Here is a 23,183-nt window from a genome sequence, read left to right as displayed (position 1 = left end):
TAATCATATGAAATTAAATATCTTGTCGCGTATTTTTTTATTTTCTGTTTGCTGTTTGCAATTAATCTCATGCAATCAACCCCTGCTGGTTGGGGCGGCAAGAACGGAATTTAAACAGTGTCAGGCCAGCTGTCAGAAAAAAGCGGAGGCATGCCATAAAACATGCCGTAACAGCTGTGCTTTATGCACTATTCATGCAAATCGGAAAGCCGCGGTAAATTACAGTGAATATGTACATGAGCGTACAGTTAAAGGCGAGGTTATCGCCCGTCAATTGCAATCTTATCGTGATCCACTACAATGCCGGAAAACAACATGCAGTTGCCCTGCCGATTACCAGGTCTGCATGCAATCGTGTGGCGGAGTAGTTCATAAGAGCTTAATGGTTGCTCCTGTATGCTAAAGCTAAATTAACAGTTCGGATTTAAGAGGACACATGCATGTCGAATGAAGATTATAAAGATATTGATCCTGTTGAAACACGTGAATGGTTGGATGCCTTACATGCAATAGTACAAAGTGATGGCGGCGAAAGAGCTGGTTATATTCTGCAGGAGCTGATTAATTATGCCAATTCTGAAGGGGTAAACCTGAAAAGCGCGCTGAATACTCCCTACCGCAACTCAATCAGAGTGCACGAAGAGAAGCAGATGCCGCCTGATGAAGGCGTAGGAAAGCGCATCAGTGCGCTGATTCGATGGAATGCCGTTGCTATGGTATTGCGTGCAGGAAAATATGCGCCTGAACTTGGCGGTCATATTGCTTCTTATGCTTCATCCTCGACTTTGTACGAGGTTGGCTTTAATTACTTTTTCAAAGGCGCTAATGGCAAGCAGGGCGCTGATATGCTCTATATTCAGGGACATTCTTCTCCTGGTATTTATGCCCGGGCTTTCCTTGAAGGTCGATTATCTGAACAGCAATTAAGCCATTTCCGTCAAGAGGTTGGCGGCGGCGGTTTGTCTTCCTATCCTCACCCCTGGTTAATGCCTGATTTTTGGCAATTCCCGACTGTTTCTATGGGATTAGGGCCGCTGCAGGCGATTTATCAGGCCCGTTTTATAAAATACATGGAAAACCGCGGCTTAATTAAAGCTGAAGGCAGAAAGGTTTGGGTTTTTCTGGGTGATGGCGAGATGGATGAGCCTGAATCACTGGGTGCGTTATCTATAGCGGCACGGGAAAAACTCGACAATCTTATTTTTGTTGTCAACTGTAACCTACAGCGTCTTGATGGTCCAGTCAGGGGAAACGGCAAGATTATTCAGGAACTGGAAAGTGTTTTCCACGGCGCTGGCTGGAATGTTATTAAGGTTGTATGGGGCGGCCGCTGGGATTCTTTATTTGCCAGAGACAAAAGCGGCATTATGCAAAAACGAATGGAAGAATGTCTCGATGGCGATTATCAGGCCTATAAAGCCAATAATGGCGCTTATGTCCGCGAACATTTTTTTGGGCAGTATCCTGAACTGAAGAAAATGGTTGAGAATATGTCAGATGACGATATCTGGCGCCTTAACCGCGGCGGCCACGATCCGCAAAAAGTGTATGCCGCCTATGCTCAAGCGGTTGAACATAAAGGCAGTCCAACTGTGATTCTGGCCAAAACAATTAAAGGCTATGGCATGGGAGCTGCAGGCGAGGGACAGAATATTACTCACCAGCAAAAGAAAATGACGATTGAGCAATTACGCGCGTTCCGCGATCGCTTCAATATTCCCATTAGCGACGATCAAATTACTGAAATTCCATTTTACCGCCCATCTGATGACAGCCCGGAAATTCAGTATATCCGTAAACAACGGGAAAATCTGGGCGGTTATTTGCCAAACCGTACTACCGCTTGCGAAAAGCTGGAGATTCCTGATTTAGACGCTTTTTCAGCGGTGACCAAATCGACAGGCGATCGAGAAATTTCAACCACCATGGCGTTTGTCAGAATATTATCTGTTTTGTTAAAAGATAAAGCTCTTGGCCAGCGCATTGTTCCGATAGTGCCTGATGAGTGCCGGACTTTTGGTATGGAAGGATTATTCCGTCAAATTGGTATTTACTCGCCAGTAGGACAGCTATATACACCAGTTGACCATGAACAGGTCATGTATTACCGCGAAGCGCGTGACGGCCAAATCCTTGAAGAAGGTATTAACGAGGCAGGCGCTTTTTGTTCCTGGATAGCAGCGGCTACCTCGTATAGCACCAATAATTATCCGATGATTCCATTCTATATTTATTATTCCATGTTTGGTTTTCAACGGATTGGCGATTTAGCCTGGGCTGCAGGCGATATGCAGGCAAGAGGGTTCCTGTTAGGCGGAACTGCCGGAAGAACAACACTGGCTGGTGAAGGATTACAACATCAGGATGGCCACAGCCATATTCTGGCTTCGACTATACCTAACTGCGTTTGCTACGATCCAACCTATGCCTATGAGTTGGCTGTAATTATGCAGGATGGCCTTAAGCGCATGTATGCTAATCAGGAAAACATTTTTTATTATATTACAGTGATGAATGAAAACTATACCCATCCAGATATGCCAGAAGGCGTGGAAGAAGGGATATTGAAAGGAATTTATCGCTTGCAAACGGCTGGCAAGAAGGCAAAGCACCATGTGCAATTGCTCGGTAGCGGCACAATACTGCGTGAGGTTATCAAGGCTGCTGCCATGCTGAAAGAAGATTTTGGAGTTACTTCGGATATCTGGAGTGTTACCAGCTTTACCGAGCTTCGCCGCGATGGTCTTGCTGCTGAACGTCATAATCGTATGAATCCTGATGCCAAACCGCATCAAAGTTATGTTTATGAGCAGCTTAAAGATTGCAAAGGACCGATAATTGCGGCTACGGACTATATGCGTCTGTATGCTGACCAGATAAGACCCTTTGTTCCAGGCACATACACGGTATTGGGTACAGATGGCTATGGCCGCAGCGATACCCGTGAACAATTGCGGCATTTCTTTGAAGTGGATGCCAAATTCATTGTGCTCGCTGCCCTGGATACGCTGGTACAACAAGGTGATCTCGCGAAGTCAGTATTAAAAGATGCGCAGAATCGTTATGGGATAAATGGTGACAAAGCGGATCCCGCTCATCACTAACCACCTGATTTGCTGAGGATTATTATGGCCGATGAAATAAAAATTAAAATTCCTGATATTGGCGGTGCCAGCGGGGTAGATGTTATTGAAATTCTGGTTAAAGAGGGGGATAACATTGAGGTCGATACCCCTTTAATTACCCTTGAATCTGATAAAGCCAGCATGGAAATACCTTCCCCGGAAGCTGGGCAGGTCGGAAAAATATTAGTCAAAATTGGCGATAAAGTTTCCGAGGGCGACGCTATTGTCACTTTATTGGCGAATGGTTTGGCAAGTAAAGAAGAAAAAGCTGAAACGGTACGAGAAGAAAGCAAGGCCGAAACAGTAAAAGCAGAAGAACAGCCCAAAGCCGCTCCGGTATCAAAAACGGAAAAAATGGATGTTGTTATTCCGGATATCGGCGGTGCGAGTGATGTTGATGTGATTGAAATCATGGTAAAAGAGGGTGATCGAATTGAAAAAGATCAGGCTTTAATTACGCTTGAGGGCGATAAGGCAACTATGGATATTCCTTCACCTGAGGCAGGTGTCGTAGAGCGTGTTGCCCTGAAAATCGGCGATAAAGTTTCGCAAGGTTCGCTCATTCTGGTGATGACTGCTGAAAAGGCTTCTCAGGAACCGCAGCAAACCACTGTTACGCCGCCCGCTGATAAGACTGCAGCTGAGGCTGAGCCGGCAAAACCGGAAGCAGCCAGCCCTGCTGCTGAAGATTTGCCCCCGCCAGCCATTGATTCAACGCTGATTTCAGCAGGTCCTGCGGTCAGACGTATGGCAAGGGAACTAGGTGTTAATCTGAGCGAGCTTGCGGGTACTGGCCGTAAAAACCGGATTACCAGAGAAGACGTTCAGCAATATGTTAAAAAGCGCCTCGCCGAAAAACCGTCCGGACAAGGTTTGGCTCTTCCACAAAATCCTGTCATTGACTTTAGTAAATTTGGAACAGTTGAAACTCGACCGTTAAATAAAATCAAACGGTTAACAGGGGCAAATGTCCATCGCTCCTGGATAACCATTCCGCACGTTACCCAGTTTGATGAGGCTGATATTACTGAACTTGAAGCATTCCGCAAGGCTGAGTCTGAAGCGGCTTCACGTGAAGGGTACAAACTAACAATTCTTGCTTTTGTAACCAAAGTGGTATACAAGGCGCTGACCGTGTTTCCGCAATTTAACGCATCGCTTGATGCCAGCGGTGAAAACCTGGTTTATAAGCAATATTATAACATTGGTATTGCGGCAGAGACACCCAATGGCCTGGTCGTACCAGTGATTAAAGGGGTAGACGCGCTGTCGGTAAAAGATATTGCAATCGAAATGGCAAATCTAAGCAAAAAAGCGCGCGATAAAGGCTTGTCGCCGGCAGAGATGAGCGGTGGATGCTTTACGATCTCAAGCCTGGGCGGTATTGGAGGCACAGCATTTACTCCGATAGTAAATAGTCCTGAAGTGGCTATCCTTGGCTTGTCCCGCTCCGCAATAAAGCCTGTTTTTGATCAGGGTGAATTTAAACCGCGCCTGATGCTGCCGTTATCGCTTTCCTATGATCATCGTGTAATTGATGGTGCAGAGGCAGCTCGCTTTACCCGGTATCTGGCAGAGTCGCTGGCTGATATACGGCGTATCTTATTGTAAGTTGGAAGTTAATTGTTGAGAGTAAATAAATGACCAAAAATATTAAAACAGAAGTGGTGGTGTTGGGTAGTGGTCCTGGCGGTTATACAGCTGCGTTTCGTGCTGCTGATTTGGGAAAAAGCGTCGTTTGTGTTGAACGTTATGAGACCTTGGGTGGTGTGTGCCTGAATGTTGGTTGTATTCCATCAAAAGCGTTATTGCATATTGCCAAAGTGGTTGATGAAGCTCATGAGCTGGAAGAACAGGGTGTTGCGTATGGCAAGCCGGCTTTTGATAACAGCAAAATGGTTAAATGGAAAAATTCGGTCGTTGGTAAATTAACTGGCGGTTTAAAAGCTTTGGCCAAGCAACGCAAAGTAGAAGTTGTTAACGGTTATGGCCGCTTTAGCGGTACTCATCAGATAACTGTCGAAGGCAACGGTGAAACGACGGTAATTGACTTTGAGCATGCGATTATTGCCGTTGGCAGCGAATCGGTAAAATTGCCCTTTATTCCGGAAGATCCTCGTATTTTCAGTTCGACAGGAGCACTGGAACTGGCTGATATCAAAGGCGATTTACTGGTTCTTGGCGGCGGCATCATTGGCCTGGAGATGGCGACTGTCTATTCTGCTCTGGGCGTAAAGGTTACTGTTGTTGAATTTATGGATCAGTTGATTCCAGGAGCAGACGCTGATTTGGTGAATGTATTGCAGAAAAAAATGGTCAAAAAAGGCATTAATTTCCTGCTTAAAACCAAGGTTACTGCTGTTGAAGCCAGGAAAGATGGAATTTATGTCAGTATGGAAGGCCAGCATGGTACCGATAAACCATTATGTTTCCAGCAGGTTCTGGTTGCAGTTGGCAGAAAGCCAAATGGCGGCGTAATCTCAGCGGAAAAAGCAGGCATTAAAGTCGATGAACGCGGTTTTATCGCGGTTGATAAACAACTGCGCACCAATGTTCCGCACATTTTTGCTATTGGTGATGTGATTGGCCAACCGATGCTTGCTCATAAAGCGATACCTGAAGGTAAGGTTGCTGCAGAAGTTATTGCCGGGATGAAACATTATTTTGATCCCAAGTGCATTCCAAGCGTTGCTTATACCGATCCGGAATTAGCCTGGACAGGTTTAACCGAAAAAGAAGCGAAAGAAAAAGGCATCAATTACGAAAAAGCCGTATTCCCATGGGCTGCAAGCGGCAGAGCGTTAAGTATGGGACGAGAGGAAGGAATGACAAAATTGTTGTTCTGTCCGGAAACTGACCGTATTTTAGGTGCTGGTATTGTTGGCGTCAACGCAGGCGATTTAATAGCTGAAACAACATTGGCGATTGAAATGGGCTGTGATGTGGAAGATATCGCATTAACAATCCACGCCCATCCGACATTATCGGAGACTATTGCGCAATCAGCAGAGGCGTTTGAAGGAACGATTACTGATTTGTATCTGCCGAAGAAGAAAAAGAAATAAAAGGAGTGTGGGCTTTACAGCCCAACCTAAACTAAATCAATGTTGGGCTGTAAAGCCCAACATTGATTTTGGTGCAGAATAACCTTGCTAAATATTCTGTTGTGGTGTTTTTACGGACACCATTTCTGGTCTAATCTCTGGTCCTTTGAAGAAAAACTTCCGTACTGAAGTGTCTGAACCTGTCTCCGTAGATACACTAGGTAGTTTGTTACCATCTGCAACTTCGACAAGATTGTTTATTGATGGAAGTACAGTTTTGGGAGCGGTGTGATCGGTTGTTTGCCGTACATTAAAAAAGCCCGCTCTGTAGCTGCTCGCAGTTGCTGCCGGAACTGGCGGCGGTACAGAAACAGGGCGGTTAACTTGCGGAGCCGGTATTAGAGCCTGATAACTTTGTTCTGTAAAATAGTAATTACCTGGTAAAGTTTGAGGCTCAGCTGGGCAAGCAGCCTGGAGGGTAAAAGTGGGTGGGATTTGAGTTACATAGTGCGGTTGGGGACGCGGCCAGTATGCTGGCGCTGGCACTACACGCTGATAGTTTTGAGATACCACAGAAAAAGCAGAGTTTTCTAATGGAATTAAAATAGTACTCTGGAGATAAGCTGTTACTGCTGTAGAGTAATTCACCTGTGGGGGCGCTGAGCCTGGTATCATAGTTACAGGAATATAGGGTTGCTGGCGATAATTGCCATGGATTAGAGGAAAGGTTCGCAGTGTAGCAGGTTGAGTCGAAGTTAATTGTGGATGACTATGCTGCGGAAAAGCAACTCCTGTGTCTGGTCCTGTTTCCTGCGGCCCTGATTGCGCAGCCGATTGCTCAAACTGCGAAGTTTGCCATTCGCCAAGAGATTGTCCGAGGTTAAGTAACAAATTAGTCAGGCTTTTCAGCATCGTGGAATTTCGTCCACGTGCGTTTGACAGGTATTTAACAAGATCATCCGGGTTATAATGGTGAAGTAATTGAGCTCTTTGAACACGTAGCATGGCAAGTGCTTTGGCAGATTTTGTTCCCTCGCCGATTTTGATAAGATGCTCAAAGGTAAATTTTGGTGCAAACGGACTATTGCCAGCAGTTAAATCAATATAGCTTTCAATGAGTTCCTTCAACGTGTCATCTGAATTAATGCTGCGGAACATGGTTATTATTTGCTGTGTGGTAAAATTGGCAGGAGACATCAGGGCCATTTTTAAATGTGTAGCCAGCCTTTGCGCTCGATCAGAGTACTTGGAGCAGTACTTGAAGATTGATTCAATATCCTTATGCGATAGCCTTTTAGTCCCATCTTCAGTTAAAATTACTTTAATTTGCTTTAAACTTTCAATGATATCAGCAACATTTTTTAAACGGCTGACTCTATCTGCGAAACCTCCACTGTAACCCAGTCCTGTTATGATTTCACGCGACATGTTATTTCCTCAAAAATTAAGGCCGGCATTATAGCATATTTTTAAAGTTGATTAAATTTTGGAGTGTATTTTTTTAGCATTTTTTATTAGGGTCTGGTGTTGACAATTTCTCTACTGTAGAGTGTTTTGTGGGTTGGGTCGTTTGACCCAACAAGATTTTCAACAAGCGTTCCAGGCTTGAGAAGTGATTGAAGACTGATGATGTTGGGTCAAACGACCCAACCTGCACGTAATACAAAAAATTGTCCTGTGCAATGGTAATAGTCTGGGTGTAGGTTCATAGGCAGGGTTTCACTTCGTTTTGCCTGGCTAAGTCCAAGAAAAATCTGATAAATGTACTATACTTTCAATGCGGCTAATCCAAATTGGAGCAAATGATGTTCAGGTTAGAACAGTTAGAAACACAGGATGAGTCTTTTAACCTGTCGCAATATTTTCAGGATATTATCGATTGTATGCCTCATCTGGTTTATATATTGGATAAGGATTGTACCTTGGTCGGGTGTAACAATAATATGCTTGCCATGTTAGGTATAACCGACATTTCCCAGGCAAATGGTAAACTTTATAAAACACTTGAGTCTTCATTGCATTGGTCGCACGAGCGCATTGAACTATTAAAAGAAAAAGATATAGCTGTCCTGGTTGGCGGTGAGCAGGTTGCAACCGAAGATGAAGCGCCGATTGTAGGAGAGGATGGCGAGATTATCTATTTCAGATCAACCCGTACTCCCTTATTTGGAAAAGAACATAATGTCATTGGCTTAGTGGTTATTCTGGATGATATTACTGCCCATAAAAGACTGGAAGAGGAAGTCGAGGGGTTAAAAGAGCAGTTGCAGGTGCAGAAAAAGGTTAATGCAGCGATAACACCGGGGATCGTTCGTGAAGCGCCCCCTAAAGTGTTGCTGGTAGAGGATAATCTGCTTGCCCAAAAGGCAAGCCAGGCTTTACTGTTGCAACTGGATTGTCAGGTTGATGTGGCTGATAGCAGTGATAAAGTCTTCGCCCTGTTTAAACCTGGAAAATACGATATTGTGTTTATGGATATTAGTCTGGTTGATACTTCAGGTTATGTTGTTTCCAAGCGCATCAGGCAAATGGAAAAAGAAACGGAATATCATGTTCCAATTATTGCCCTCACTGGTTATGAAGCGGATGTTGTGAAATATGATTGTGATATTTATGAGATGGAAGGAGCTATTACCAAACCGCTGTCAAAAGAACAGGCCCGAGAAATTATTGAGCATTATATTTATAATGTCGATGTGCCAATCAGAGGGTTGAAGACCAGTAAGGATATTTAGGTTGCGGTGAATTTTGCAGGTTGGGTTTTTGATTGACCCAACCTACATGTAATACAAAAAAATTGTCCGGCACAAGGGGCAACTACCCTGCACGCATTTTATGTTAATATTTTATTAAGACTGTTCTAGTATAATGGCAAAATTGCTCCTGTTTCGTAAAAAGGATTTGATTTCAATGCTGTTACGCCAAGATTCATCGTTGCTTATTAAACAACTTTGTTTACGAACTCAAACTTTAAAATCCGGTGATATCCGATACCAGTTAGCCGCCCGGTTGCGATTACTTAACCAAAAGCTCTCAGCGCCGGAACAATCAAGGCTTGTTTTGTCCGCGCAGCCCTTGCTTAATAAATTATGTGTTCTCAGTGTAGATATTTTCAGGAATTACCATCATGCTAAAACACATCGGCGAGGTGAAAAATTAGTTCAATGTATAACACTTGTTAACGAGATTCTGACAAGCCCTGAAAACGATAAAGCAATCGCTCAGCTGCATGAGCTTGCATTTATTGGCGATTACGAAAAACAACGCTACACCTCGGGTTGGAAACACTATCTTGCTGTTGGTACTGATAAAGTCATCAATTCAGTGAATGCGGCCCGAACATTTGTGTTTGGTTCGACTTTTCAGCGCAGCAGGTTGGCAACATACAATTTTATCTCTGACAATGAGGTTCATCATTTTCTGTTAAGCGCTCAGCAATCCACCTGCGGTAAAACCTTGAAAGCGCTATTGCCTGAACCATCTGTTTCTGAAGCAGGGCAGACAGTTTATCTATGCCAGGATATTCTGATTGCCTATGAGAATTTTAAAAAAATGAAGCATCGCCAAAGCACACTCAATCAGTGTGAAAGTTTACTAAATGCACTGAACGAATTTGCGTTACAGGTTAATCGAGCCCGTAATAATGAAGTGCTCAATACAGCTGCTCAAAATGCTTTTCTGGCCAGTCAGGATTTGGTGCTGGAAATTTTGCAAAGCAAAAAAGCACAGCCGGAGCGCATGAAAAAACTGATCACATGCTTTAAACAAACGGCCAAAGTACTGGAACAACCCGGGAATTTGCCTGAAGTTTATAAACTGGAAGAGTTGGTAGAAAAAAGCGATTATAAACGGCGAAAGCGTAATACTGAAAATACCAGTTATGCATTAATCCATATTCTGGTATCAACTATCCTGTTTGGGGTGGCTATCGCTGATGCCGTTGCAACGCATGGCGCAAACCTGATAACCCATATTTTTACTTTGGGCGCTGAAATTTTAAGCCTTGCTGTCGGTGGCGGTCAGCTTTACCATTTTTCCGACAGTCATATTGAAAAAACACTGTATTTTGAGTCAATGACTGATCTGTTTAAGGCGGTAAAATTAAAAACCTGCGCTAACGATTGGGCAGAGATTGATGAGTCGCCCATTAAGCAACGTGAGAAAATCCTTAATCAGCTTGTAGCTCAAAACACGGATCTTCAAATCCCAGTGGTTAATGAATTATCCCTTTCACTTGCAACGCTGAGAAACCAAGTGGTTAAACCAGATAATGATTTGATGCGTCAGCAGGGGTTGGCGGTATTGATAACGGGAGAAGATTTGGCAATTGATCTGCTTCGGCAGGAAAAGATATCCATAGATCGCATTAACAAGCTAAAGGAAAGTATCGACGCTGCTTGCGATGTCATTAAAGATCCTTCTGATATGGCAGCAGTTAATAAGCTTGCTGTGCTTGCAAATCAACGTGGTTTTGAACAACGAAGAATAAACAAGGCCGGTTTGTTTGCTGGCAGCTTGTTATTGTTGGCTGGTCTGGCCATTTTCGCAGTCACGATTGCCGGCACAATTCTTTCGGCAGGCGCAACAGCCGGCACCATTATTTCAGCGATTATGATTACGGCGTTGGCAATTAACAAGATTATCGAAAGCTGTAAAAAGCAGGAAACAGGTTTTGGACAGCAAGCCAGGGCATTAAGCGAGTTTGGAATCATGTCGGACGTGCGATTGCCAGTAATTCATGAAACCCCGCTTGCAGAGGCCGCGCTACCCGTATGTAGTTCCTAAGTTAAATATAAATAACAATGCGGGTTTTTCCCGTCGATTGGGCATTAACTCATCAGGAGATAAAATATGCCCAATCTGTATAGAAAAACGGGTTGATCCATCAAGCCTTACAGCCCAATGTTCTGTTGTGGTGATTTTACGGGTGCCATTTCTGGTCTAAGCTCTGGTCCTTGGAAAATAGACCTCTGTACTGGGTTATTTAAATATCTCGGCGCTATTTTACTATCTACTTCCTTCAAAAGAGTGCTTATTGATGGAAGTTGAATTGGAGGAACAGTTTGAACGGCTGGCTTTTCATTAAAAAAGCCTACTCTGTTCCCGCTTACTGTTGTTGCTGGAACTGGCGTCGGTACAGAAACAGGCAGGTTAACTTGCCGAGCCGGCATATGGGGTTCAGCAGGGCTAGCTGCCTGGAGATAAAACCTGGGTAGGGCTTGAGTTACATCTTGCGGTTGGGAGTGCGGCCAGAGCATCATCGCTCGTACTCGACGTTGATAGTTTTGAGGCGCAATAGAAACAGCAGGGTTTGCTACTCGGGTTAGAATAGGCGTCTGAGGATGATAAGCTGGTACTGCTGGATAAAAATTAATCGGCTGCCGGGTGGGAGCTGATTGTGGTCTCCTGGTTATACCAGCATAGGGGTGGTAACGATTATTACCTGGAGGTAAGGTTTGCTGTGGCTCTGATTGCGCACCAAATTGTCTAGCCCGCGAAGGCGTAGGTGCCTGTGTTAACAAATCAACTATACGGTCAGGCATGGGGATGCCTGAGAGTTGTGGATTTAATAAATCATTAACAAGCGCATCTGGACTATATAGTTGAAGTAATCGAACGCTATTTTTTTGAAATAATTTAAGTGTATTGTAAGGTTCTAATCCCTTACCCATTGCTATAATATTCTCAAAGCTAAATTTTGGTACAGTATTACCGCCAGTAAGTTCCTCATAGTTGTTAATGATAATCCTCAAAGCGGCATCTGATTCAATGCTACTGAACAGAGTGATTATTTGCTCTCTGGTAAAATTGGCAGAAGAACTGAGAGCACTCTCTAAATACTGGGCCACCCTTTGAGCTCTTGTAGAACATCTGGAGCAGCCATTAAGGATTGATTCAATATCCTTCTGCGAGAGCTTTTTAGTATTATCTTCATTTAAAATTATGGTAATTTGCTCTAAACTATCAATGATATCCTCTGCCTTTTGTACACGAATAATTTTATTTGCGAATTCTTTACTGTAACCCAGGTCTGTTATGATTTCTTGCCTCATATTATTTCCTCAAAAACTAAAGGCATATTGTATCATATATATGAATACTGATCAAATATTATGCATTTATGTTTTTTTTGATTTTTTACTTTTGCACTGTACCCATGGCACAATGGTAAAGCCCAATACTTAATTATTTGCAAACAATTGCATCTCCAGCCCATGCCTTGCTGGCCGTTCAACACTTGCGGCGGTATTAAACAACGAATTACTCAGCCTGTCGTTAATCTCGATACCAGTGCTGGTTTGGCTGGGGCGTTTTGACGGGTGCATTGTTTCAACCCGGTTTGCAAACCTGTCAACCCGATCTTTTAATGCCCGTCTTTTACGCAGCAGCTCAAGTTGGCCAGAGATCGTTTCGCCGCTCAGTACGGGCGTTTTGATTTTTTCTGGTAGTTTTGGCGTTTGACTGGAACTGGCTGCTTCATCACAGTATTTGACTAGCCCTGATGCTTTATTGCTACCATAATTCCACCAACGTTTAATCCGTTTATAAAACGAAAAATACCAGCTTTCCTGATGCTTACTGAGTGCCGCTTCAACTTTTGCTTCAAGTTTTGCTTTTTTAACAGTTGGAACCAAACCAGGTTTTTCGGTAGTAAGCGAGCCTTTTAGCAGAAACTGGCAACATTTCTCAACTAATGAATAATTTTTAATATGGCCCAGGTATTTAATAAGATTAATTTCCTGTTCATAGCTTTTATCATGGTGGGCATAATAGCTGGACAGATGCGCATAGATTGTCTCATCGAGAATTTCCGGTTTTTTCTTAATTAAGATAAATAAAGTATTAAAAATCGCTATACTGATATCGCGGTCCGGCAGTTTGAGCATCAGTTTAGAGATATGATAAAGCGACTGCTGATTTTTAGTTTCCACACAAAGATTACAGTAATCTGTTATCAGCTTTAAAAGTTGTTCAGTAGTACCGCTATAATTAATCAGATAAGCGGTAATAATCGGCAGTTGCTCATTGGAGCCATTCACTTCCCGGCTGCTTTGGGTTAATGACTCCCAGTTAACAATAGCCTGATCATTTTTTAGTTGTTCATAGGTTGGATTCGCTTTTTTACCAAACCAGTTTACCATGCTATTAACTATATTGTTTACAACGGTTGGGAGGCGGCTTTGATTAGACGCCGGCTCCATCATTTGAAACACAAGCTCCTGATTCAATCGCCCGCGTGCATTATATAAAATGTCTGTTTGGCCGAAATTGGCGCAGCGCAGGATAAGTTTATTGATAACTTTCAGGCCAACTGCTTTGTTTTCATCAGGTGTTCGCGGTGAAGCCATATGTTTTTTTATAAATTGCGTAATTTCTGCAATTTCTGCCGGGCTCCATCCCAAAACCTGTGAATAGCGCAGTTCTTCATCGGCGAAGATGGCAGTAAGCTGTTTATTGAGAATCAACAGCATCATGCGGTAAAGATAACTATTTTGCCAGTTCTGGTCAGCATTCAATTTGGTAATGAGCGGCGCACAGTGATGTTTAAAGAAAAATCCTGACAATTTTTCTTTTTCCGATACTTTTTGCGTCGAAACATCCAGGTTGCTATTGATAAAATTACACCAGACAATCTCTGCTGTTTTTTCAGAGCCCAGCAAGGCAGCGGATGCTTTTTCGTAGGCATCCACGCCTTTTCTGGCTGTTTCTGATTGCAAATCGGGGGCGTTGTAAGCATTGGTACACAGTAAGAGCAACGCATCGGGCAGTAAATCCGGTTTTTTACATTGGCGGGCAAATTGACTATACGTGTTAAGCCCGGCCAAATACCAGGGTTTATCGTGGTGATGTAATAAAAATTCAGCAAATAATTCTACCGGTTTATGATTAACTAAAAACTGATTGAATAACGTTTGATATTCAGGCGCAAATAATAACGGCGCTTTCTCTTCATCATATAAAATGGTTGTAAACAGTGCCTGAGCATTGTCGGGATTTTTGATCGTATTGAGCAGAGCAAATAATTCGTCTGGCGCATAGTGGCGATTGATTTCAGTCATACTTGCTACTGGAATTTTCTGAGCGCTTTCTGCGATATACTCTTTGACCTGATTTTCCAGCCACGCCCGTTGACTGCCTTTGCTTTGGCTGAACAGGACAGGAAGAGTCTTTTCCTGAAACACGTCATTAAATAGCAGATTAAGCAGAGCTGGATGCTCGGATAACTCTTCTTGCGGGGTCTTTGCCAGCAGGCGGGCGGTTGTTTCCGGTTGGAACATATTATCTGACTCGCGGCAAAATTTACCATTTTGAGCCGCGTATCCTACCTTATGATGATTTTCATTATAAAATATGGTGGAGGATGTCATGAAAGGGCGTTTGCCGGATTGAATCGGCTTGATATTATCGGTCTGATCAACATCGGCAATATGAACGCCTTGTTCATCATATAGTTTTTCGGATGATAAATGATAATTTTGCTTTTTTTGTAACTCTCTTTGTTCAAGCGTTCTGGGCGGTAATACTGCATTTATCCAGCGCGCGAGAATGTTTTTGTTTTGTTCAATATCGCCCTTATTGTCAACAAAAGAATCGCGGAGATAACAGCTCAGTTTATAAGGCATATCATTGCGTAAGCCTTGCAGTTTTTCCTTGCAATTGGCATCAAAGGTTGCCAATGCCTTCTCAGCCAATTCTTGCTGCTCAGGATTGCCTCCCAGTTTTAATTCATTACAGTTTTGTTGAAATTGTTTATATATCCCGATAATGCTTGAGTCAGCTCGAAATTCGAGTAAACGCTTTTTCTTTTCCAGCAGTTTTTGTCTGCGGAATTGCAAACCTGGAAACGCTTCTTCCTGCAAAGCCTGTTCAGTAGAGTTAATGGTATCTCTAAGCAGTTGGTTATCCGGATTATCAAGCCAGGTATTTAAGCGATCCAGTTCATCTTGCTTTAATGTCAGTGAATATAAACGATAGCGTTCAATCAGAGCCTGAAATGTCCGGGTGTCGCAAGCGGCCATGAATTCAGGAGAAAGAATCAAATGTTGAATCCAGACGCAATCTACGGTTAAATCTTTCAGTAAATCCTCGTGCTTCTCGTTTTGCTCATTAACTCGAGTCAGAATACTGGTTGCAATCGCTCTGAGTTGCTGACTGCCAAGTATTGACAAATCACAGGCGTTTAATTTCGTTTTAATCAATTCCGCAAGGTTGTTACTATAGCGATTGCAGTCGTGATAAATATAAGTCAATATTTTGCGGCAAGGTTCTTCATAGCCAAGACAATTGATATGATTCAGGGCGCATTTGATTAAAGCGTCAATCGTCTCTGGAGGAAGATCCTCGATTACCTCAGTGATCGTCTCCAGGGATACGCAGCCTAGCAGATCGCTTATGCAATATAATGTACTCTGTAACGTTTCTGTCTTTTGTTCGTGAGTAAAAATCGATTGGCAGGATTTAATCAGACACGATATGGCCTGGGCATTAATATTCACGCCAGGAAGGTCTAAGTGCTCATGAATGGCTTGTTGATAAAAACTGATATTGGATCGTTCTACATGATAGCCGCGGATCAAAATACTCATTGAAAATACCTGGGTCCTATAGCGCTGTAATTGCTCCCAGGTGTTATCAAGCCATAAACTCAGGTTCTTAGGCTCGATAATGCCGGTTAATGGCTCGAGATAGTTCAGCTCAATTAAGGGACCCGGCTCTTTTGTTGCAGAAACCAGATCAATGAAGGTAATCATGGCATGACAACCAGCGTTTTTACATAGCTGCCGCAAAGATGCCAGTTGCCTGGTATCATATTGATTAATCAAATCGACTATTTGCCGGAGTTCAACCTGATCCTGCATGAGCAGCAGGGTTTGCAGCTTTTCCATAAAGCCGTAATTGTCTATGACATTATGGTAATGCGAATCAAGCGCTGTAATGAGCTGAGGCGATTCGTCCGGCTTTCCGCGTTTCATAAAGTCAGTAATTTTTTCATAAGCCGTTTTAATCTCGTTGGGTTTGTTGCAGGCCAGAAAAGATGGCAGCAAGTCAGGCAGATCTTCTGGTTTATCTGTTAATGCAAACAATTTTGCAATGAGCGCTGATTGATTGTTTGCTGTGTCTTGTAACAGGTGTCTGGCGGCGGCCTGTGTACTTTCTTGTGCTGCCTCGGGAATATTGGGATCATAAACCGTAGTTAAAGGCTGGCAAACTGAACTGTCGTCATGTCTGGCAAGGGGGGCGGTAAAGTTTTGATATTGGCCGTCAAGCTGCTGACATAAATCCTTAATCTGATCAATCAGTTCAGGGAGCCTCTCAAATGATGCCGGTAATTGGGGGGCAATGACCTGGTAGCTGCTTTTTACATTATTCAGGCATTGCAAAGTGGTTGAGTTCAGAATAGGGCTTGAGGCTGTCATTAACAAGGTTATTAATTGATTATCGAGATCTGTCAGCGCCTTTCTAAACTGCGACCCTTCAGCAGTAAGGCCAGTGTGATTTAATTCCACATTGAGCAGCGCGATATTTTGTGCCTGAGTAATCAGTTTCAGATGAATCCTCTGCCGTTGAAAAGCAAAGAATATACGGCTGGTATTGATTTGTTCGTTAGCGGCTACCGGCGTATTGAATGGCGATAGCATACTGCTGATAAAGGCAAGCCGCTCCTGGTTAGTATTAATAGCCTGTTTTAATTGATTTTGCTCGTCTGGATTAGCCTTGCTCGCTAAGGCGCTATAAGCGGGTGTTGATGCCTGATTACACATTGATTCCGGTTGACAGGCGGTTTCCAAAAATAACTGGTATAACAAACTGTCGGATTGTAAATTGCCTGTTAGTGGGTAGGAGGGTAACAAATCAGTTACGCGTTTTTTGATTAAACTTTTTTCGCCCAAAGCGGTAATTTTTTCGTGAAGCGCAATTTTTATCTCGGGTTGCTGACAGAGGTTGAGAGTCTGAGCTAATTCCAGGTTATTGCGATTAGTATTGGGCATATTAAGAAAATCGATTTCCTGAGTTAATTTCTGCTGTAGCTGTTCTTTGACTTCAGGCGTGGTATTGCCCTCTGTATAGCATTTTTCCAGGGCCAGGGCAGTGAGAATCGGGTTGGTATTATTCAATTTAATGTGAACTAATTGCTCAAGCGTCTGGTTTTGCGCATAGTATTGCAACAGCGGAGCAGGTAACTGTTCAATTTTATCGCCAGCGGTAAGCATGGTTCTGGCGAGTTGGGCGTTATAATCAATTTGCGGCGTACTGATTTTTTTTAACAACTCCAGATAAGGCTGGGTTTGCTGCCAGGACAGTCGAGTAAAAACCGCAGGGCTGGCCAATCCCTGTTGAATCAGACTGGCGATTTTGGTGCGGTGCGGCTGGTAATAATCAAAAATTACGGCTAATGCCTGAGGCGGTAAGGTAAACAAAAAACCAATCAAAAAAGCATGGTTAGGACTGTTTATATTCTTATCAATAAAGCTGCTGGCGGCGTTGAACAGAGCCGGATTACCTGTTTCTCCGGCGAGCCTGGCCGCTTCAATCAACAAAAACAGGGTAGCATCATTATTTTGTTTTGCCTCGCTAATCAGTTGTTGATGGATATTCTCGAAGGATTGTTCCAGAAGCTGGGGGAAAATTGTAGATTCGATCGGACAGATTGGAAGTGTAGCAATTGTTTTAGCGATAGCATGCAAAACAGTGGTATTGCCAGTAGTTTGGGTAAAATGCTGCAATTGCGACATCTGGTTTGAGTAGAATGCTTTTTCCAGCGCTGTTTGCTGCTGTTTATTAGTTGCTTCAGCATTAATGCCGCTTTGTAACAGAATGGGAGTCAGGCTATCAGTGTTATTATTGACTGCCAGATGCAGTAAGGTATCGTTGTCAGACCATCGGCTGTCTAATAGTTTGCGATTGCTGTTAATTCCATTTTCAATCTGAGCCAGGGATGGTGCGTCCGGTGTGCCTTCGGAATGGATAAAATGAAAAACAGGAAGCGCATCATAAAGCATGGTAATCGCTTCATTGTTACCGGCTTTTGCTAAATCCCGCATGGTTTGCGCTGGTTTGCTGCCAGTGGCGTGTATCCTTTCTTCGGGTAAACAAAACTGCAAAAAATAGGTGGCAGCGTCAATATGGCTGTTAACCGCCTGGTGCATCATAGAATAGGGTTGCTGACTATAAACTTTGGTCAATAAACTTTTTAACGGCTCTGATCGGGACATGAACCACTGGACTATGGTAAGGACTGCTTGCGGGTTTTTGTTTAAGCGTACTGCTGCCTCGAGCGGTGTTTGATTTTCTTTGTTCCGCTGCTCAAAAAACTCAATCAGCTTTTTTTGATCAACGATTTCAAGCAACTGTAAAAAGTCCCTGATCACCTGACTTGACTGGTTAGCTAAAACCACATGCAGCAAATTTGTTATCCGAGCGTCAGTTTGTCCGCCCTGAATAAATTTAATCAGTGTAGCTGACTGATTATCGCCAGGAAACATTTTTTTTAACAATGCCATCATTATATTTGCTGTTTCGGTATTTGTATGGTAGCGAAAGAAATATATCAGGAGAGGGAGGTTACTCGGCAGAATTGTGAGCAGACTTTCTGGCGAAACTTTATCGAGCGCTTGAAGCAGTATCTTCAAATCGGAGCTGTTGGTACTTTTAATTAATGATAAAAAATAAGCAGGATCGGCCGCTTTTCCAAATAGGATCTCGCTAATCTTATCGCCAGGCATTGCAGCTATCCTGGCAAAGAGTCGGCTACGGCAATCAGGCGGGGCATATTGCGCAATTGTTTGCAGCACATCTTCGTCATATTGCCGGGATATCGTTGCTGCAAAATCGCTGTCAGGCATTGTAAGCAATAGTTGAGTTAACTCATTGCATACTTCAACAGGCGCATAGGCAAAGGCTGCGTTGAGCGGTAAAGTATAGCGGGGCGCTGCCGGTTTTAGACGGTTATACCGGTGATTTTGAGTGAAATAATTTGTTTCGTTATCAGGATCAGGAGCCGTATTAAAATGCCGCAATAATACTTCTTTTAAAACAGACGATCCCATTTTGTTGATTGCTCTTTGGAGTTGTTCGGACCGTTTGCTCATAAAATTTCCTTAGATAATGACAAATAATTATCGATTTTATCGTAACAATGAACAGGTTGGTATAACAATTTGCGATTAAATGATTTTAATATTAGATTGGGCTGTAAAGCCCGTAACCGTCAGGCTAAGGAATCAGATTTCTACATTTCACAATATCGTTCGGGCTGAGGAAGCGCTTTAGCGCTGTCTCGAAGCCTGTGGTGCGGTGCCAGGCCTTCGAGACAAATGCTTCGCATTTTCCTCAGGCCGAACGGATCTGAGCCGTGCTTTGCTCGGATTCATCAGCAGCAGGTTCTTCTTCATCTGCACGTGGAGCAATATTCGAACTGGATGCAGACTTTTGAAAGATTGGTTGATAAACAGCGGTTTCTTCCAGTTCTGGCCGTCTTTCGCGGCGGTTCTCTGGCGATAACGCCAGTTTGCTTCCTGCTTTAAAATATGTTTCCTCTATCAGTTCAGTATCGGCGACATGTTTGCCATACGTCGAATTGACCCAGAAATAACTCGCTGTGATAACCAGAGCGGTGCAGATAAGGCAGGCAATCACCAGCGTGACTGTGAATGCAGGTGGAACCAGAATCATAATGGTCATTGCCGTTGCGCTGACTACGCTTAAAGTTGCAGTGCATACCGAATAATAAAAGCTGCTTTTTTGCTTTGTGGAAGAAAAGTGAGGGTCATTGATTGGCGGATTGCGTTTTTTATGATATTCCGCAATGCACCGCAGGCTGCTATTAACAGCATATAACCAGAAAGCAGGAATAGCCATGACGGGAAACGCCAGCGCCATAAAACTGCAGATGACAGCAAACAATCCAATGGTTGCGGCAGCCTTTACCTGATCCTTGAATTGCAGAAAACCATACCAATAGGCTCGGGCAGGTATTTGATCGGGATGATAGTTAGTTGCCGCGATCAAAGTTAAGAAGCCGGCTACATTAAACACAATGGATGCAACATTTGTTATCAGCGAAAACACGAAAAAGGGCAAATGTTTAATTTGACCGAGAATAAAACCAATAACAAAAAATGTTGAGCTTAATTTTTCTAGTTTCTCAGCAGGTCTCACAGATAATAATCAGTATAAAGCCAGTTTTCAGCTATTCTAAAACAATGATGTGCGGTTTGTAAAATTTAAAGGCTGTTATCGTGATTGCCTGGATCAGGCACATACATTATCATGGATGGATGGTAAAAAGCTCTTGGCCTGTATGGGAATTTGCAGGAAATGATGCCGCTTGAATTGCAGCGGGCTTATCATTCAATACACAGGATAAAATAAATGTTTAAAAAGGATTTTAAAAAAGCGCTTTTCAGGCCGAAACTTTCTTTAATTACCCTTTGTTTGATTCAAATATATAGCGCTCATGCAAGCGAGTCGTCTAATAATCCCCGTATTACTGGACAATTTTTGTCTGGAGACAACAAACAGCTTGGCGGATTCCTGGATGGGATGATGCCGCTGATTCAATCGGCAAATAACCTGTTTTTTGCGGATAGTACGATTTTATCGGGACAAAATCAAAGAATGACTTATAGCGGCGGTTTAGGCTATCGCCAAATAAAAAATACTTCTTTAGGTTCAGCGATATTAGGTTTTTTTGGGTTTGTAGATTTCTATCGTACAAATATGAACCATAATTATACTCAAATTAATCCGGGTATAGAATGGCTGACATTGAATTATGAAGCGCGTTTACAAGCCTATGTTCCAGCAAGCTCTCGGAGCATTGCTTATCGAGATACGCTAGCCAGCGCTATACCTGACAATATTCTTTTTGATTCAGGCCGCTCTATCCAGAGGCTGGCTTATGCAAATAATCATCAAATTATTGATACACCAGTGCAATTAATTCAGGAATTTGGCCCCGGGGTTGAGCTTGAGCTGGGAAAACATTTCAATAATGATCTTGATATGTGGGTACATGTAGGCGGATATCATTTTTCCTATAAAAATAGTAATGACATTAATGGTGTACAAGCAAACGTTGAGTTTGCAATTAAAAAAAATATGGCGTTGATTTTTCAAGATAACTATGATAATCAAAATAAAAATCGTTTTGCTGTCGGTCTAAGAGTGAATTTTGGTGGTTCAACTGCACCTGAAGAGACGCTGGCACACCGTATGACTGCACCAATTATCCGTCATGCAGCAAGACAATCTTATGGCGAAGCATTACCCGTCCGCCAATCGTTTAGAGTGAATGGCAATCCATATATTTTTGCTGATAATGTCTGGTTTTTCAGCCCCAACGGTTCTTTCCCGGCTGGTCTGGCAACAACGTTTGCAAATTGTACGGCACAGAATCCTTGCTCGACTATCGACACTGCTACAGCAGCCCAAATTGCTTCGTTAGCTCCTAATGCAAAATTTTATTTTGAATCAGGCAATTATTTCATACCACAGAACGGTTCACGCTGGGTCAACTTACAAAATGGCCAATCAGTCTGGGGACGCAACCCGGGTTGGCTGACCCCCGCCGATGCCAGTGCAAGACCTTTAATTGAAGGGGGATTGATATGGGGAAATCAGGCGGCTAACATGATTGCAAATGGTGAAGCGCGTGATATCAGGATATTAAATAATAATCAAATTACGCCGCAAAATGTGTTTAATTATGGACCGCAGGGAACGGTGTTTGGTTTGGCTGCTACCGGTAATTTAAATGTTGAAAACAGCTCTATTGAAGTAGATGCAACCACTGATAATATCAGCGCCCTGGGGATTGCGGCAAATACAGCAACTATAAACAACGTTAATATTAACACGGCCAGCCATGGAGCGGGAAATATTAATAATCCCGATAATAAAACCGGAGCCAATGCTTTAGGGGTATACACCCTGAATCAGTTAACCAGTCTGGAAAATTCAATTGTCTTCGCCGAAACAACCGGCGATGTGAATAATAATGGTAAAGCCATTGCTATGGGCGCAATATCAGAACTAAGTACAGTAAATATCTATAACTCTTCTCTCACTGCGATTACAAGAGGCAATGTTACCGCGGGAACGGCTACAGCCTACGCCGTAAATAACGCTGTAGGTCAAGCGCTTATACGTGACTCTGTGCTTTATGCGGAAACATTCGGGAATGTGAATGGCACTCTGACTGACAATGGATTTGCTTCCGCCTGGGGTGTTGATTCTAATCAGGCGGATGTTAAAAATTCAATCGTGACTGTCAGAACGCATGGCGATGTGACTTTTGGTCAGGCAATTGTATTTGGTGTGGAAGGCGGAACGGTAGTGCAAGGTGGTATTAATATTCCAGGCACTGCCCTTGTAGAAAATTCAACGGTTGATGTTTCCTCTACTGGAAATGCAGGTTTAAATGGCAGCACATTTGTCCAGGGCGTTCGTGCAAGTACTGATTTAATTGTTAACAATTCTCAAGTGAGGGCTGTGACATCAGGTTCAGCTATCGATGGCGGAGTCGCTAACCCATCTGCTATAAGATCGTTCCAGACAGCAAGTGTAACTAATTCCACTATTTATTCGGAATCATTTGGCAACGCAGTCAATTTAGGCAATGTTAACAGTTTTGGCATTTTAGCCAGTAATGCAGTGACATCAATAAATAACACTATTACAGCTCAAACTCACGGAGATGCTGATAATTCGACAGCTCAGGCGCTCGGAATACAGGCAACTGCGGCCGGCAATACCATTTTAATTGAAAATTCTGTCATTAACACGTTAACAGAAGGCACTGCCTTGAATGGAGGCTCAGTAGCGTCTTATGGCGTTTTGGCCAGTACAGGAACCGGAACTATTCAATTCCAGGGCGGAGATGAAAGCAGAGTTACAGCAATTTCTATCAATGATGCTGCAATTGCCGTTCTGGCCAATGGCGGTATAACTAACGGTAGTACGCCGCCTTCACAATGCTCTACCGATGGCGTGAATTATGTCGATTGTTAGG

Annotated in this window: 11 protein-coding genes; 7 read left to right on the top strand and 4 right to left on the bottom strand. The window is 43.1% G+C overall.

The annotated features are described in order from the left end of the window. Window positions 1-7 precede the first annotated feature (7 nt). From ACFORL_RS01280 to lpdA, 4 genes are read left to right on the top strand one after another with little or no spacing between them, the layout of a single operon-like run. Window positions 8-403 carry an acyltransferase gene (locus tag ACFORL_RS01280; RefSeq protein ID WP_382340326.1) on the top strand — a complete coding sequence of 132 codons (396 nt, stop codon included), beginning with the start codon at window positions 8-10 and terminating at the stop codon, window positions 401-403. A gap of 37 nt (window positions 404-440) precedes the next feature. Continuing rightward, window positions 441-3,104 (top strand): pyruvate dehydrogenase (acetyl-transferring), homodimeric type, encoded by a 2,664-nt coding sequence (gene aceE, locus ACFORL_RS01275; protein WP_382340324.1) that lies wholly within the window; start codon window positions 441-443, stop codon window positions 3,102-3,104. Window positions 3,105-3,128: 24 nt separating this feature from the next. Continuing rightward, window positions 3,129-4,736, top strand: a complete 1,608-nt coding sequence (aceF, locus tag ACFORL_RS01270; protein ID WP_382340321.1) for a dihydrolipoyllysine-residue acetyltransferase — start codon at window positions 3,129-3,131, stop codon at window positions 4,734-4,736. Between the two features lie 29 nt (window positions 4,737-4,765). Then, window positions 4,766-6,190 (top strand): dihydrolipoyl dehydrogenase, encoded by a 1,425-nt coding sequence (gene lpdA / locus ACFORL_RS01265; RefSeq protein ID WP_382340319.1) that lies wholly within the window; start codon window positions 4,766-4,768, stop codon window positions 6,188-6,190. An 87-nt stretch (window positions 6,191-6,277) separates the two neighbouring features. Here the strand turns inward: lpdA and ACFORL_RS01260 are convergent, their stop codons facing one another. After that, window positions 6,278-7,597: a hypothetical protein gene (locus tag ACFORL_RS01260; RefSeq protein WP_382340317.1), complete on the bottom strand. Its 1,320-nt coding sequence runs from the start codon at window positions 7,595-7,597 to the stop codon at window positions 6,278-6,280. A 374-nt stretch (window positions 7,598-7,971) separates the two neighbouring features. On the opposite strand from ACFORL_RS01260, the gene ACFORL_RS01255 reads away from it, so the two are divergent. Both ACFORL_RS01255 and ACFORL_RS01250 read left to right on the top strand, forming a co-directional pair. Further along, window positions 7,972-8,904: a response regulator gene (locus ACFORL_RS01255; protein ID WP_382340315.1), complete on the top strand. Its 933-nt coding sequence runs from the start codon at window positions 7,972-7,974 to the stop codon at window positions 8,902-8,904. Between the two features lie 175 nt (window positions 8,905-9,079). Next, window positions 9,080-10,954, top strand: coding sequence for a hypothetical protein (locus ACFORL_RS01250; protein ID WP_382340313.1), 1,875 nt, complete (start codon window positions 9,080-9,082; stop codon window positions 10,952-10,954). Between the two features lie 107 nt (window positions 10,955-11,061). Here the strand turns inward: ACFORL_RS01250 and ACFORL_RS01245 are convergent, their stop codons facing one another. The 3 genes from ACFORL_RS01245 to ACFORL_RS01235 all read right to left on the bottom strand — a co-directional run bounded on the left by ACFORL_RS01245 (window position 11,062) and on the right by ACFORL_RS01235 (window position 20,206). After that, complete coding sequence (locus ACFORL_RS01245; protein ID WP_382340311.1) at window positions 11,062-12,222, bottom strand: hypothetical protein; 1,161 nt, start codon at window positions 12,220-12,222, stop codon at window positions 11,062-11,064. Window positions 12,223-12,351: 129 nt separating this feature from the next. Further along, window positions 12,352-19,260, bottom strand: a complete 6,909-nt coding sequence (locus ACFORL_RS01240; RefSeq protein WP_382340309.1) for a hypothetical protein — start codon at window positions 19,258-19,260, stop codon at window positions 12,352-12,354. A 241-nt stretch (window positions 19,261-19,501) separates the two neighbouring features. Next, on the bottom strand, window positions 19,502-20,206 hold the full coding sequence (locus tag ACFORL_RS01235) for a hypothetical protein (protein WP_382340307.1): 705 nt from the start codon (window positions 20,204-20,206) through the stop codon (window positions 19,502-19,504). 336 nt (window positions 20,207-20,542) lie between these two features. On the opposite strand from ACFORL_RS01235, the gene ACFORL_RS01230 reads away from it, so the two are divergent. After that, complete coding sequence (locus tag ACFORL_RS01230; RefSeq protein WP_382340305.1) at window positions 20,543-23,182, top strand: hypothetical protein; 2,640 nt, start codon at window positions 20,543-20,545, stop codon at window positions 23,180-23,182. Window position 23,183: the final 1 nt, after the last annotated feature.

Origin of the sequence: Legionella dresdenensis, assembly GCF_042649825.1 — a bacterium.
Taxonomy (GTDB): Bacteria; Pseudomonadota; Gammaproteobacteria; order Legionellales; family Legionellaceae; genus Legionella_C; species Legionella_C dresdenensis.
This window is presented reverse-complemented; position numbering and strand designations above follow the sequence as displayed.